This is a genomic window from Mycolicibacter kumamotonensis (assembly GCF_002086285.1).
GTDB lineage: Bacteria > Actinomycetota > Actinomycetes > Mycobacteriales > Mycobacteriaceae > Mycobacterium > Mycobacterium kumamotonense.
Genome location: NZ_MVHU01000040.1, coordinates 1 through 14,263, shown reverse-complemented (window position 1 = coordinate 14,263; position 14,263 = coordinate 1). Strand labels below are relative to the sequence as shown.

Here is a 14,263-nt window from a genome sequence, read left to right as displayed (position 1 = left end):
TTCCGCGAGATTGCAGTCATGCAGGGAAATACGCGGCGCAATCACCTGCGTGGTTGCAATCTCGGGGTGATCCGAGCGGAGCCCACGCGGTGAGCTCACCCGGGGCCCTGGACCCCGGGAATCCGCGAACTCTAGCCGCGGGCGACCTTGCCGGCCTTGATGCACGAGGTGCAGGCGTTCAGGCGCTGCTTGTTGCCGCCGGGACGGGCGGCGTGCACTGTCTGGATGTTCGGGTCCCACCGACGGCTGGTCCGACGGTGCGAGTGCGACACCGACTTGCCGAAGCCGGGGCCCTTTCCGCAGATATCGCACACGGCAGCCATATGTGACACTCCTCAAAACGTCTGCTTGAGGGCCAACGACCTCAGAGCGGGTGGCCCGACAACCTGATCAGGATACCCGCCGGGCCGGGCAACCACCAAAACGCCCCGTTTCGGCTCGCGACGCGGCGTGACCTGTGGTGTCGCCGGCAGTGATTAGGCTTGCAGCCACCGGAGGTGGCGGCAGGAAGGTGCGTGCAGGTGGGCAACCCCGAACGTCGGCTGGATGCGGCCACCTTGCGGGACTGGGCGCACACCGCTGTCGGCGATCTGATCACCCACACCGACGAGATCAACCAGCTCAATGTCTTCCCGGTCGCCGATTCCGACACCGGCACCAACATGCTGTTCACCATGCGCTCGGCCCTGGCCGAGGCCAACACCGAGGCCGCCTCCGGCGAGGTGGCCCGGGTCGCGGCCGCCCTGTCCTCCGGCGCGCTGCACGGGGCGCGCGGCAACTCCGGGGTGATCCTGTCGCAGATCCTGCGCGGTCTGGCCGATGTGACCGCCGCCGAAGGCGCCGCAGCGGTGGACGCCGTCGACACCACGCTGTTGGGCGCCGGCCTGCGCCACGGGGTCGAGCTGGTGATCACCTCGATGGGTGGCCGTGAGGTCCCGGGCACCATCGTGTCGGTGCTGCAGGCCGCGGCGGCGGCCGTCGAGCAGTGCGCGGCCCGCGGCGCTGCGCTGGGCGCCGCGATCACTGCCGCCACGGACGCCGCGGCCGAGGCACTGGAGAAGACCACCGAGCAGCTCGACGTGCTCGCGGCCGCCGGCGTGGTCGACGCCGGAGGCCGCGGCCTGCTGGTACTGCTCGACGCGCTGCGGTCGACGATCACCGGGCAGGCACCCGTTCGGCCGGTATACCAGCCGTCGCCGCGGCCACGCCCACCCGATTCGGTTACCGAGCAACCGGCGCCGCAATTCGAGGTGATGTACCTGCTCGGCGAGTGCGCCCCCGAAGACACCGACGCGTTGCGCGAACGGCTGACCCAACTCGGCGACTCGGTGGCGATCGCGACGTCGGGCGTGGTCGGCGGCTACTCGGTGCACGTGCACACCGATGACGCCGGTGCCGCCGTCGAGGCGGGCCTGGCGTTCGGGCGGCCGCGGCGTATCCAGATCTCAGCGCTGGCCGGGGCGACCGGCCTGCCGCCGGGCAGCTGGTCGCGCGAGCGTGCGGTGCTCGCGGTGGTCGACGGTGAGGGAGCGCAGGAGCTGTTCGCCGGGGAGGGTGCCTGCGTGCTGCGGCCGGACCCGCACAGCGCCGACCCGGCCACGATGGTCACCGCCCAGCAACTGCTGCGCGCGGTGGTGGACACCGGCGCGGCCCAGGTGATGCTGCTGCCCAATGGCTACGTCGCCGCCGAGGAGCTGGTGGCCGGATGCACCGCGGCCATCGGCTGGGGCATCGACGTGGTGCCGGTTCCGACCGGGTCGATGGTGCAGGGGCTGTCCGCGCTGGCGGTACACGATCCGGGCCGGCCGGTGGTCGACGACGGCTACACCATGGCGCGGGTGGCGGGCACCACCCGGCACGGTTCGGTTCGGGTCGCCACCGAGCAGGCGCTGACCTGGGCCGGAGCCTGTCGGCCCGGTGACGGGCTGGGCATCGCCGGTGACGAGGTGCTGATCGTGGCCGGCGATGTCGGCGCGGCGGCGATCGGCCTGATCGATCTGCTGCTGGCGGCCGGTGGTGATCTGGTCACGGTGCTGTTCGGGGCCGGCTTCGACGGCTCCGAAAGCACGGTCGCCGATGTGCTGGCCAGACACGTGCACGATCAGCACCCCGGCATCGAACTGGCCACCTACTTCACCGGGCACCGGGGCGACGCCCTGCTGATCGGGGTCGAGTAGCGATGGCCACGCTGCGTGACCGGCTGGATTTCATCCTCGGCTCCGACGCCGCGGAATTGCTCGACGAGGCCTTCGGTATCCGCACCGTCGGCGAGCTGTTGCGGCACTATCCGCGCAGCTACGTCGAGGGCACCGGGGTGCGCGGGGCAGCCGACAGCCGCCCCGTCGAAGGCGACCACATCACCGTCGTCGACACCATCGGCTCCGCAGTGCTCAAGGACATGCAGCGCCGCAAAGGCAAATTCCTCGTCGTCACCCTCGGCAGCGGCCGCAACCGGGTCAGCGCGACGTTCTTCAACCCCAAGGGGCTGCGCTGGCGCCTGACCCCTGGGACCCGGGTGATGCTGTCCGGTGAGGTCAAGCTGTACCGAGGGGCGATCCAGCTCACCCACCCGGACTTTCTGGTACTCAAGGAGGCCGACGGTGCGGAGCAGCAAGGCCACTTCGGCAGCAGCTCACTGCGCAACATCGCCGACGCGTCGCAGAAGGTCAGCGGGCAGGTCAACCAGTCGGACTTCGAGCGCAGCTGTTACCCGATTTACCCGGCCACCGCGAAACTGCAGAGCTGGGACATCTTCGCCTGTGTCCGTCAGGTTCTCGCGGTGCTCGATCCGGTTCCCGACCCGCTGCCGGAGGTGGTGCGCGCCGAACGCGGTCTGCTCGACGAAGACGAGGCGCTGCGGGCGATCCATCTGTCGGAGAACGCCGCCGAACGGGACCGCGCCCGCGATCGGCTGGCCGTCGATGAAGCCTTCGGCCTGCAATGGGCGCTGGCGATGCGCCGCAACAGCGAACTGTCCCAATCCGGCCCGCCGGCCGCGCCACGAACCGATGGGCTGGTCGCGGAGCTGTTGGGGCGGTTGCCGTTCGAGCTGACGGCCGGGCAGCGTGACGTGCTCGCCGTATTGGCGGCCGAGCTCGGCGCGTCGCGTCCGATGAACCGACTGCTCCAAGGTGAGGTCGGCTCCGGCAAGACGATCGTGGCGCTGTTGGCGATGCTGCAGATGGTTGACGCGGGCTATCAGTGCGCGTTGCTTGCCCCGACGGAAGTGCTTGCCTCCCAACATGTCCGGTCGATCCGAGACATGCTGGGTCCGTTGGCGATGGGCGGCCAGCTCGGCGGCGCCGACAACGCCACCGCGGTGGCGCTGCTCACCGGTTCGATGTCGGCCGCCGCCAAGAAGGAGGTCCGCGCCCAGATCAACAGTGGCGCCGCCGGGATCGTGGTCGGCACCCACGCCCTGCTGCAGGACGCCGTCGAGTTCCACCGGCTGGGCATGGTCGTCGTCGACGAACAGCACCGGTTCGGTGTCGAGCAGCGGGATCAGTTGCGCGCCAAGTCTCCTGACGGGATCACCCCGCACCTGCTGGTGATGACGGCGACCCCGATCCCGCGCACGGTGGCGCTCACCGTCTACGGCGATCTGGAGACCTCGACATTGCGCGAGCTGCCCCGTGGGCGCCAACCGATCCGGTCCTCGGTGATCTTCGAGAAGGACAAACCGGCCTGGCTGGACCGGGCCTGGCAGCGCATCCGCGAAGAGGTCGCGGCCGGCCGGCAGGCCTACGTGGTGGCGCCCCGCATCGACGAGTCCGACGAGGACAGCAAGCCAGGCGCGACCGACGAGGGCGGCCGGACGTCGGCCACCGCGGTGGGGCTGTTCGACCGGCTGCGGGCCGGGCCGCTGTCGGGATTGCGGTTGGGCCTGATGCACGGGCGGCTCACCGCGGATGAGAAGGACGCGGTGATGGCCGCGTTTCGTGCCGGCACCGTGGATGTGCTGGTGTGCACCACCGTGATCGAGGTCGGTGTCGACGTGCCCAACGCCACGGTCATGCTGATCGCCGACGCCGACTGGTTCGGCATCAGCCAGCTGCACCAGCTGCGCGGCCGGATCGGTCGCGGTGAGCACGCCAGCCTGTGCCTGCTGGTGACCTCGAGCGCCCCGGGATCCAAGGCGGGAAGGCGCCTGGAGGCCGTGGCTGGCACGCTGGACGGGTTCGCGCTGGCCGACCTGGACCTGCGCGAGCGCGGTGAGGGAGATGTGTTGGGCCGCAATCAGTCCGGTTGGCGGGGTGGCTTGAAGTTGCTGTCGTTGGCCGATCACGGCGAGGTGATCGAAGCCGCCCGGCAGTTCTGTGCCACGGCGTGGGAGACCGACCCGTCCGATCCCGGATTGGCCGTGCTCGCCGAGCCGTTCACCGATATCGAATACCTGGACAAGTCATGACCAACCGCAAGACGCTGCTGTGGCTGGCCGTGGTGGCCCTGCTGGCCGTCGTCGTCGCGTTCCAGACCGTGTCGACGGCCGGCAGGAGCAGCCGGGCCCTGGCCGCGCGGTCCGGCATGCCCACGGTGCAGCCCGGCACCGACGTGCTGGCCGGGATCACAGTGGTTCCGGCGCGCACCCACCGCCACGACTACCGGCGCTCACTGTTCGGCGACGCCTGGGACGACGACAACGACGCGCCCGGCGGGCACAACGGCTGCGACACCCGCAACGACATCCTCAACCGCGACCTGGTCGACATCACCCACGTCGCGACGAAGCGCTGCGCGCAGGCGGTGGCCACCGGCACCCTGCGCGACCCGTACACCAACGCCACGGTCGCCTTCACCCGCGGCGCCAAGATCGGTGAGGCCGTGCAGATCGACCACATCGTCCCGCTGGCCTACGCCTGGGACATGGGCGCCTCCGGCTGGCCGTACCGTCAGCGGCTGCGCTTCGCCAATGACCCGGCCAACCTGCTGGCCGTCGCCGGGCAGGGCAACCAGGACAAGGGCGATGCGGGGCCGGGCCAATGGATGCCGCCGAACAAATCATTCGCGTGCCAGTACGCCCACGCCTACATCGCCGTTCTGCGGGGTTATGCGCTGCGACTCGACCAGCCGTCTGCCGACGTGCTGCGCCGGGCCGCCGCGACGTGCCCGGCCGGATAGGTGCCCGACCAAACGGGGGAGGTACGACTATCGATCACCGGGCCACTGCGCCCACGTTGCGCGGCGACCGCGTGTTGCTGCGGCCGACCGAATTCGCCGATGTCGCCGGGCTGACGCGGGCCTGCGACGCAGCGGATCAACCGCCGGGCCGGCTGATCAGAGGCCGGTGTAGGTCAGCGGGTCCTCGCGGACCCGGGTGCCGTCGTTGAGCCCGTTGAGGGTGTCCATGTGCTCGGCGGCCAGCTCGAAGCCGAACACGTCGAGGTTGGCCGCGATGCGCTCCGGCTGGGCCGATCGGGGGATGACCACGTTGCCCAGCTGCAGGCTCCACCGGATCAGCACCTGAGCCGGCGTCTTGCCGTACTCGCCGGCGATCGCCGTCACCGCCGGGTGGTCGAGCAGCCGGCCCACCGCCAGCGGGCTGTAGGCCTCGGTGACGATGTTGCGCTCGGCATGGAACGCCCGCAGCTCGGCCTGGTTGAGCAGAGGGTGCAGCTCGATCTGGTTGACCGCCGGAGTCTCGAACGCCAGGTCGATCGCGTCGTTGAGGTGCTCCTCGGTGAAGTTGCACACCCCGATGGATCGGGTCAACCCCTGCTCGCGGGCCTGGATCAGCCCCCCGAAGCTGTCGACGTACATGCCCAGCGGCGGAGCCGGCCAGTGGATCAGGTACAGGTCCACATAGTCCAGCCCGAGTCGCTCCACACTGGCGTGGCAGGCCTCGATGGCGGCGGTTAGCCCCTGATCGGCGTTGGCCAGCTTGGTGGTGATGAACAGCTCGTCGCGCGGGATGCCCGACGCGGCGACCGCCCGGCCTACCGCCGCCTCATTGCCGTAGACCTTGGCCGTGTCGATCAACCGGCAGCCCAACTCGAGGGCGGCCGAGACCGCGCGCTCGGTCTCGGCGTCCGACAGCTCGGCGACCCCGATGCCCAGAGTCGGCATCGTGTGGCCGTCGTTGAGCTCGACGGAGGGGATCGAAGTGCCCGGCGTCATCTCACCTACCTGTGTAGTCGAATGTGCGTGGATCGGGTCCCAGTCGGGCGCCGTCGTCGAGCGAGGATATCGCGGCCATCTGGGCCGTGCCGAGTTCGAAGTCGAAGACTTCGACGTTGCTGACGATGCGTTCAGGGTTGACCGATTTCGGAATAACGATATTACCGAGTTGGATGTGCCACCGGATCAGCACCTGCGCCGGTGTCTTGCCGCAACGCTGCGCGACCTCGGTGACCGTCGGGTGTGACAGCAGCGAACCCCGCCCGAGCGGCGCCCACGCCTCGGTGGCGATACCCAGGCGGGAGTGCACTTCGCGGAGTTCGGCCTGGCTGAACCGGGGGTGCAGCTCGACCTGGTTGACCACGGGCACGATGCCGGTCCCGTCGATGAGCATCTCGAGGTGCTCGGGTGCGAAGTTGCTCACCCCGATCGAGCGGATCCGGCCCTGATCGCGCAGGTGCGCCAAGGCCCGGAAGGTATCGACGAATTTGCCGCGCGCCGGAAGCGGCCAATGGATCAGGTACAGGTCCAGCACGTCGAGACCGAGTCGGCCCATGCTCTTCTCGAACGCGGCGAGCGTCGAATCGTAGCCCTGGTCGGCGTTCCACACCTTGGTGACGACATAGACGTCCTCGCGCGGCAGGCCCGATGCCGCCACCGCACGGCCGACCTCGCGCTCGTTGCCGTACAGCGCCGCGGTGTCGATGTGGCGGTATCCCGCCGCGAGCGCGGTGGTCACCGCCCGCTCGGTGTCGGCGGGCGAAATCTTGTAAACCCCGAAACCGAGGGCGGGGATCGAATTACCGTCGTTGAGCGTGACCGAGCGCAAATTACTTCGAACGACCATGCCCCGAAGTCTGCCAGGCGGACCCGTCTCCGGGTCGGCCGCGCGGTGGGCCCAACAGCTGCAGAGCAGCGTCTTCAGCGCCGGGATGAAGGTGACGCCGAAGCTGCCGATCGGGGTGCAGCGGCTGTTGACCGGTGGCCGGTCGGTGACCATCGACGGCAACACCCTGGACCCCACGTTGCGGTTGGCGTTGGCCGGGCAGCGTGCACTGGGCATCAACGGCATCGTCGCCGGTGACGACGCGGTCGCGTCCCGAGCCCAAATGCGTGAGCTCACCGCCGGGCTCGGCGGCACCGATATCCACGGCTGCGAGATCCACGACATCTCACTGCCCGGTCCGGCCGGCGACATCGCCGCCCGGCATTACCGGCCTGCCGGTAGTACCGCTGGCGCGGCCCACCCCGTGCTGGTCTTCTATCACGGCGGCGGATTCGTGGTCGGAGACCTCGACACCCACGACGCGATATGCCGGCTGACGTGCCGTGACGCCGAAGTGGTGGTGCTCTCCGTCGACTACCGGCTGGCCCCCGAGCACCCCGCACCGGCCGCGCTCGACGACGCCTACGCCGCGTTCCGATGGGCCTATGACCACGCAGCGGAGCTGGGCGGTATTCCCGGGCACGTGGCGGTGGGCGGAGACAGCGCCGGCGGCAACCTGGCCGCGGCGGTGGCGATGCGGGCGCGCGATGACGGCGGACCGACGCCGATTCTGCAGTGGCTGCTCTACCCGGTGACCGACGTGGCAGCCCAGACCCGCTCGCGCACGCTCTACGCCGACGGTTATCTGCTCACCAAGCACGACATCGACTGGTTCACCGACCAGTACGTGGGCCGCTCCCAGCTTGATCCGAGCGACCCGCGGGTATCGCCGTTGCGGGCTGCGGACTTCTCCGGGCTACCGCCCGCGCTGATCGCCGTCGCCGGATTCGATCCGCTGCACGACGAAGGCGACCAGTTCGCCACCGCGCTGCGCGACGCCGGGGTCGTCGTCGACCTGCGGCGGATGCGATCGCTGACGCACGGTTTCGTCAACCTGTTCCCGCTCGGCGGTGGCAGCGCCACCGCGACCACCGAGTTGATCTCGGCGCTGCGGGCCCACCTCAGCCGCGGCTGAGGCCGCCAGCTCACGCCGGTACGCTGAACCGCAACCCGACCACCGAACACGAGGACCAACCGACTGTGGCCAGCAAACCCAAACGCCCCGCCGCCTCCGGCTTGAGGGCCGCCGATCACAAACGCAACCTCGCCATGCAGATCGGGCTCGTCGCGATCGTGGTGCTTTTCGCGGTGGGGCTCATCGGCTACATCGTGGTGTCCAACAGCCATAAGAAGGGCGCGGGCGCCGGCGAAGCGATCCGGGTGACATCGAGCAAGCTGGTCACCCGCGACGGCACCGACGAGCCCAAGGCCGTGGTGTCGTTCTACGAGGACTTCCTCTGCCCGGCCTGCGGCAACCTCGAACGGGTGCTCGGCCCGACGGTCTCCCGGCTGATCGACAGCGGGGCGATCGCGGCCGACTACCACATGGTCGCGATCCTGGACCGCTCGCAGAACGACAACTACTCCTCGCGCGCCGGTGCCGCGGCGTACTGCGTCGCCGACGAGAGCATCGATGCCTTCCGCCGGTTCCACACCGCGCTGTACACCGCGGAGTTGCAGCCGTCGGAGATCGGGACCGACTTCCCCGACAACAAGCGCCTGATCGAGCTGGCCCGCCAAGCCGGTGCTGCCGGCAGCGTTCCGGGGTGTATCAACAGCGGCAAATACCTCAAGATGGTGGGCGGCATGGCCGCCGCAGCCGGCATCCACGCCACCCCCACGCTGCGCATCAACGGCGAGGACTACCGCCCGTCGACCCCGGAGGCCCTGGTCTCGAAGATTCGGGAGATCGTCGGCGACCTGCCCGGTATGGACGTGCCGCCGACCAAGGAATCGTGACCATCACGGCGTCGGCGGTCGAGTCGTCACCCCCGCCGGCGCCGGGGGTGACGGTGTCGGCGCCCGCGGCATGGGCGGTGCTGATCGCCGGGCTGATCGGTCTGGGGGCCTCGGTCACGTTGACCGTGGAGAAGATCCGGCTGCTGACCGATGCGGCGTACGTGCCGTCATGCAATCTCAACCCGGTGCTGTCCTGCGGTTCGGTGATGGCTACTCCGCAGGCGTCGGTGCTGGGATTCCCCAATCCGCTTCTGGGAATCGTCGCCTTTACTGTGGTGGTGGTCACTGGTGTGTTGGCCGTCACGAAAACTTCTCTGCCGCGGTGGTATTGGATCGGCTTGACGCTCGGGACGCTGGTCGGTGTCGGTTTTGTGCATTGGCTGATCTTCCAAAGTCTGTACCGGATCGGGGCGTTATGCCCGTACTGCATGGTGGTCTGGGCGGTAACGGTGTTGCTGCTAGTGGGATTTGCAACCTTCGCATTCGGGCCCGCTGATCAACGCAAGATTTTGCACCATTTGCACCGGTGGCGATGGACGCTTACTGCGTTATGGTTTATCGCGGTATTCCTGTTGATATTCCTCAGATTTCAGGACTACTGGCTGACGCTGATTTAAGGGGTGCCCTGTGATCTCCAAAGTGCTGGTCGCCAACCGCGGAGAGATCGCGATCCGCGCGTTTCGCGCCGCCTATGAGCTCGGCATCCAGACGGTCGCGGTCTACGCCTACGAGGACCGCAATTCGGTGCACCGACTCAAGGCCGACGAGTCCTACCAGATCGGCGAGCGGGGGCACCCGGTACGCGGCTACCTGTCGGTGGAGGCGATCGTCGCCACCGCCAAGCGTTGTGGGGCCGATGCGGTCTATCCCGGCTACGGCTTCCTCTCGGAGAACCCGCGGCTGGCGCAGGCCTGTGCGGACGAGGGCATCACGTTCGTCGGCCCCGGCGCGGCCGTCTTGGCGTTGGCGGGCAACAAGGCACGTGCGGTGGCCGCCGCGCGTGAGGCCGGGTTGCCGGTGCTGGCGGCGTCGCAGCCGTCGCAATCGGTCGACGAATTACTCTCGGCCGCAGCCGATATGTCCTTTCCGCTGTTCGTCAAGGCGGTCGCGGGCGGGGGTGGCCGCGGGATGCGCCGGGTCGCCGACATCGGCGGACTGGCCGAGGCCGTCGAAGCCGCCAGCCGGGAAGCCGAGTCCGCTTTCGGCGATGCGACGGTCTATCTCGAGCAGGCGGTGATCAACCCGCGTCACATCGAAGTACAGATCCTGGCCGACACCCACGGCAACGTCGTGCACCTGTATGAGCGGGACTGCAGCGTGCAACGCCGGCACCAGAAGGTCGTGGAGTTGGCGCCGGCGCCGAACCTGGACCCGGTGCTGCGCGAGAAGATCTGCGCCGACGCCGTCGCGTTCGCGCGGCACATCGGCTACAGCTGTGCGGGCACGGTGGAGTTCCTGCTCGACGAGCGCGGCCACTACGTCTTCATCGAGATGAACCCGCGAATCCAGGTGGAGCACACCGTCACCGAGGAGATCACCGACGTCGACCTGGTCTCGGCCCAGCTGCGCGTCGCCGCCGGGGAGTCACTGGACGATCTGGGCCTGCGCCAGGAGGACATCGTCGGCCACGGCGCGGCACTGCAGTGCCGGATCACCACCGAGGACCCGGCGAACGGTTTCCGGCCCGACACCGGCCGCATCACCGCCTACCGCAGCCCCGGCGGCGCCGGTATCCGGTTGGACGGGGGCACCAATCTGGGCGCGGAGGTCAGCCCGCACTTCGACTCGATGCTGGTCAAACTGACCTGCCGGGGCCGTGATTTTCCCACCGCGGTGAACCGGGCCCGGCGGGCTATCGCCGAGTTCCGCATCCGGGGCGTGTCGACGAACATCCCGTTTTTGCAAGCGGTGCTCGACGATCCCGACTTCCGCGCCGGAAACGTGACCACCTCGTTCATCGACGAACGCCCGCAACTGTTGACCTCGCACGCATCGGCCGACCGCGGCACCAAGATCCTGAACTACCTGGCCGACGTGACCGTCAACAAGCCGCACGGGTCGCGGCCCTCTGCGGTGTACCCGCGCGACAAGCTGCCCAAGATCGAGTTGGCGAGTGCGCCGCCACCGGGCTCCAAACAGCGACTGACGAAGCTCGGTCCGGAAGGCTTCGCCCGCTGGCTGCGGGAATCGCCGGCGGTCGGGGTCACCGACACCACGTTCCGCGATGCCCATCAGTCGCTGCTGGCCACCCGGCTGCGTACCAAGGGCCTGCTCAATGTGGCGCCCTACATTGCTCGCACCACTCCGCAGCTGCTGTCGGTGGAGTGCTGGGGCGGGGCGACTTACGATGTGGCGCTGCGATTCTTGAAGGAAGACCCGTGGGAGCGGCTGGCCGCACTGCGTGAGGCGCTGCCCAACATCTGCCTGCAGATGTTGTTGCGTGGCCGCAACACCGTGGGTTACACGCCCTATCCGGAATCGGTGTGCTCGGCGTTCGTGGATGAGGCCACCTCAACCGGTATCGACATCTTCCGGATCTTCGACGCGCTCAACAATGTCGAATCGATGCGCCCGGCGATCGACGCGGTGCGCGAAACCGGTTCTGCGGTAGCCGAAGTCGCGATGTGCTACACCGGCGATCTCGCCAATCCGGCCGAGAACCTATACACCCTGGACTACTACCTCAAGCTCGCCGAGCAGATCGTCGACGCGGGCGCGCATGTGCTGGCGATCAAGGACATGGCCGGTCTGTTGCGTCCCACCGCGGCGACCACACTGGTCAGTGCGCTGCGCAGCCGCTTCGATCTACCGATCCACGTCCACACCCACGACACCCCGGGCGGCCAGCTGGCCAGCTACGAGGCGGCCTGGCATGCCGGCGCCGACGCCGTCGACGGGGCGTCCGCGCCGCTGGCCGGCACCACCAGCCAGCCTGCGCTGAGCTCGATCGTGGCCGCCGCCGCACACACCGATTTCGACACCGGTCTGTCTTTGTCGGCGGTGTGCGATCTGGAGCCGTACTGGGAAGGGGTTCGAAGGGTCTACTCGCCGTTTGAATCCGGGCTTGCCGGGCCGACCGGCCGGGTTTACCGGCACGAGATTCCCGGCGGGCAGCTGTCCAACCTGCACCAGCAGGCCAAGGCGCTGGGGCTGGCCGACCGGTTCGAGGACATCGAAGCCAACTACGCCGGAGCCGATGCGGTGCTGGGCCGGCTGATCAAAGTCACCCCCAGCTCCAAGGTGGTCGGGGACCTGGCGCTGGCCCTGGTCGGCGCCGGCATCACCGCCGAGGAGTTCGCCGCCGACCCGGCGCGGGTGGACATCCCCGACTCGGTGATCGGGTTCCTGCGTGGAGAACTGGGGGAGCCGGCCGGCGGATGGCCGGAACCGTTGCGCACCAAGGCGCTGGCCGGCCGAGAACCGGCGCGCGAGGAGCAGCGGCTCTCCGCGGACGACGAGGCCGCGCTGGCATTGGCCGGCCCGACCCGGCAGGCCACCCTGAACCGGCTGCTGTTTCCGGGCCCCACCAAAGAATTCGAGGCGCACCGCGACCTCTACGGCGACACCTCGGAGCTGTCGGCCAACCAGTTCTTCTACGGGCTGCGACAAGGCGAAGAGCACCGGGTACGCCTGGAACGCGGAGTGGAACTGCTGATCGGTCTGGAGGCCATCTCCGAACCCGATGAACGGGGCATGCGCACGGTGATGTGCATCATCAACGGCCAGCTTCGGCCGGTCGAGGTGCGTGACCGCAGTGTGGCCAGCGAGGCGCCGGTGGCCGAAAAGGCCGATCGCACCATGCCCGGACATGTCGCCGCGCCGTTCGCCGGCGTCGTGGCCATCGGGGTCTCGGAGGGCGATCAGGTCACCGCGGGACAGACCGTCGCCACCATCGAGGCGATGAAGATGGAGGCCGCCATCACCGCACCGGCCGACGGGACCGTGGCGCGGGTGGCGGTTGCCCAGACCGCACAGGTCGAAGGCGGAGACCTGCTGGTGGTGTTGAGCTGACCCGCATCGTCGGCGGCTCTGCGGGTGGGCGGCGCATCGCCGTGCCGCCGCGCGGAACCCGGCCCACCACCGACCGGGTACGTGAAGCGCTGTTCAACGTGCTCGATGCCCGGCTGGAGTTGGCCGGGATAGCGGTGCTGGATCTGTATGCGGGTTCGGGGGCACTGGGGTTGGAGGCGTTGTCCCGCGGCGCCGCCTCGGCGCTATTCGTCGAATCGGACCGCCGCGCCGCCGACGTGCTGGCCGGCAACATCGCCGCGCTGGGGCTGCCCGGGGCGACGCTGCGGCGCGGCACGGTGGCCGCGGTGCTGACCTCCGGTACCGCCGCGCCGGTCGATCTGGTGCTGGCCGATCCGCCCTACGATATGGCCGCCGCCGATATCGACGCCCTGCCGGTGCTGCTGGCCGAGGGCGGCTGGGCCGGGCCGGGCACCGTCGTGGTGATCGAGCGGGCAGTGTCCAGTCCCGAGGTGCGCTGGCCGGACGGTTGGGAGGCCTGGCCCGCGCGCCGCTACGGCGACACCCGACTGGAGCTGGCCGAGCTGGCGTAGGCCTGCTGCTAGCGTCGACCCCTATGAGTGGCGCGGTATGTCCGGGTTCGTTCGACCCGGTGACGCTGGGACATGTCGACATCCTGGAGCGCGCGGCCGCGCAGTTCGACGAAGTGGTGGCCGCCGTACTGATCAATCCGGCCAAGAAGGGCATGTTCAGCCTGGAGGAGCGCCTGGAGATGATCGGTGAGGCCACCGCGCATCTGCCCAATGTGCGTGCCGAGTCCGGCCGCGGTCTGGTGGTCGACTTCGTCCGGGAGCGCGGCCTCACGGCGATCGTCAAGGGCCTGCGCACCGGCACCGATTTCGAGTACGAGCTGCAGATGGCGCAGATGAACAAGCACATCGCCGGGGTGGACACCTTCTTTGTGGCGACCACGCCGCGGTATTCGTTCGTGTCGTCGTCGCTGGCCAAGGAGGTGGCCTCCATGGGCGGAGACGTCTCCGATCTGCTGCCCGAGCCGGTGAACCGGCGGCTGGCGGAGAAGCTGGGGCGCTAGCCGTTACCGCCGGGTCAGGGTGGCGGTTTGGTGTTGAGGGCGCGTTCGGCGGCGATGGCTTGGGCTCGGTTTTGGGCCCGGGTTCGTCGTCGGGTGGGCATCATCAGGGTTCGGCCGAGCCAATCGGGTTGCCGGGCGGCCGGTTCGGGGAGCTGGCCGGTGGGTAGGCACAGCGCAGGGAAGAGTAGGTGGCTGCCGGGGTTGGTGGTGTAGGTCTGGCCGGTTGGACTGAGCCAGTCGATGGTCCCGTCGGCGTGTTGCCGGTCGCGCCAGCCGTGGAACGTCTTGATTAGGTGGTGTTT

At 69.0% G+C, this 14,263-nt stretch carries 12 protein-coding genes and 1 pseudogene; 9 read left to right on the top strand and 4 right to left on the bottom strand.

Annotated elements, in window-relative coordinates:
• Positions 1–131: 131 nt before the first annotated feature.
• A complete protein-coding gene (gene rpmB, locus BST28_RS19875; protein WP_019735921.1) occupies positions 132–323 on the bottom strand; it encodes a 50S ribosomal protein L28 in 192 nt (63 codons plus the stop codon).
• 198 nt (positions 324–521) lie between these two features.
• Between rpmB and fakA the strand changes: the two genes are divergently transcribed.
• From fakA to BST28_RS19860, 3 genes are read left to right on the top strand one after another with little or no spacing between them, the layout of a single operon-like run.
• Positions 522–2,177, top strand: coding sequence for a fatty acid kinase ATP-binding subunit FakA (gene fakA, locus BST28_RS19870; RefSeq protein WP_165758118.1), 1,656 nt, complete (start codon positions 522–524; stop codon positions 2,175–2,177).
• 2 nt (positions 2,178–2,179) lie between these two features.
• Entirely contained in the window at positions 2,180–4,408 is a 2,229-nt protein-coding gene (gene recG / locus BST28_RS19865; RefSeq protein ID WP_065289462.1) for an ATP-dependent DNA helicase RecG, read from the top strand.
• Positions 4,405–5,118, top strand: a complete 714-nt coding sequence (locus BST28_RS19860) for an HNH endonuclease family protein (RefSeq protein ID WP_065289461.1) — start codon at positions 4,405–4,407, stop codon at positions 5,116–5,118. Before recG ends, BST28_RS19860 begins: the two co-directional genes overlap by 4 nt.
• 156 nt (positions 5,119–5,274) lie before the next feature.
• Here the strand turns inward: BST28_RS19860 and BST28_RS19855 are convergent, their stop codons facing one another.
• Positions 5,275–6,114 carry an aldo/keto reductase gene (locus tag BST28_RS19855; RefSeq protein ID WP_083082560.1) on the bottom strand — a complete coding sequence of 280 codons (840 nt, stop codon included), beginning with the start codon at positions 6,112–6,114 and terminating at the stop codon, positions 5,275–5,277.
• A gap of 1 nt (position 6,115) precedes the next feature.
• On the bottom strand, positions 6,116–6,961 hold the full coding sequence (locus BST28_RS19850) for an aldo/keto reductase (RefSeq protein ID WP_207570149.1): 846 nt from the start codon (positions 6,959–6,961) through the stop codon (positions 6,116–6,118).
• On the opposite strand from BST28_RS19850, the gene BST28_RS19845 reads away from it, so the two are divergent.
• The 6 genes from BST28_RS19845 (at position 6,960) to coaD (ending at position 13,961) form a co-directional block, all read left to right on the top strand.
• Positions 6,960–8,075, top strand: coding sequence for an alpha/beta hydrolase (locus tag BST28_RS19845; RefSeq protein ID WP_083082588.1), 1,116 nt, complete (start codon positions 6,960–6,962; stop codon positions 8,073–8,075). The genes BST28_RS19850 and BST28_RS19845 overlap by 2 nt on opposite strands.
• A gap of 65 nt (positions 8,076–8,140) precedes the next feature.
• Positions 8,141–8,899: a DsbA family protein gene (locus tag BST28_RS19840; protein ID WP_019735929.1), complete on the top strand. Its 759-nt coding sequence runs from the start codon at positions 8,141–8,143 to the stop codon at positions 8,897–8,899.
• Positions 8,900–8,901: 2 nt separating this feature from the next.
• On the top strand, positions 8,902–9,516 hold the full coding sequence (locus BST28_RS19835) for a vitamin K epoxide reductase family protein (RefSeq protein WP_109560746.1): 615 nt from the start codon (positions 8,902–8,904) through the stop codon (positions 9,514–9,516).
• A gap of 10 nt (positions 9,517–9,526) precedes the next feature.
• The gene (locus BST28_RS19830) at positions 9,527–12,910 is read left to right on the top strand and encodes a pyruvate carboxylase (protein WP_083082553.1); all 3,384 of its coding nucleotides are present in this window, start codon (positions 9,527–9,529) and stop codon (positions 12,908–12,910) included.
• Complete coding sequence (gene rsmD, locus BST28_RS19825) at positions 12,907–13,461, top strand: 16S rRNA (guanine(966)-N(2))-methyltransferase RsmD (RefSeq protein ID WP_083082550.1); 555 nt, start codon at positions 12,907–12,909, stop codon at positions 13,459–13,461. The genes BST28_RS19830 and rsmD overlap by 4 nt, the downstream gene beginning before the upstream one ends.
• A 23-nt stretch (positions 13,462–13,484) precedes the next feature.
• Positions 13,485–13,961, top strand: coding sequence for a pantetheine-phosphate adenylyltransferase (gene coaD, locus BST28_RS19820; RefSeq protein WP_065289456.1), 477 nt, complete (start codon positions 13,485–13,487; stop codon positions 13,959–13,961).
• A gap of 14 nt (positions 13,962–13,975) precedes the next feature.
• Here the strand turns inward: coaD and BST28_RS19815 are convergent.
• A pseudogene (locus tag BST28_RS19815) lies at positions 13,976–14,263 on the bottom strand (hypothetical protein); the annotation flags it as partial.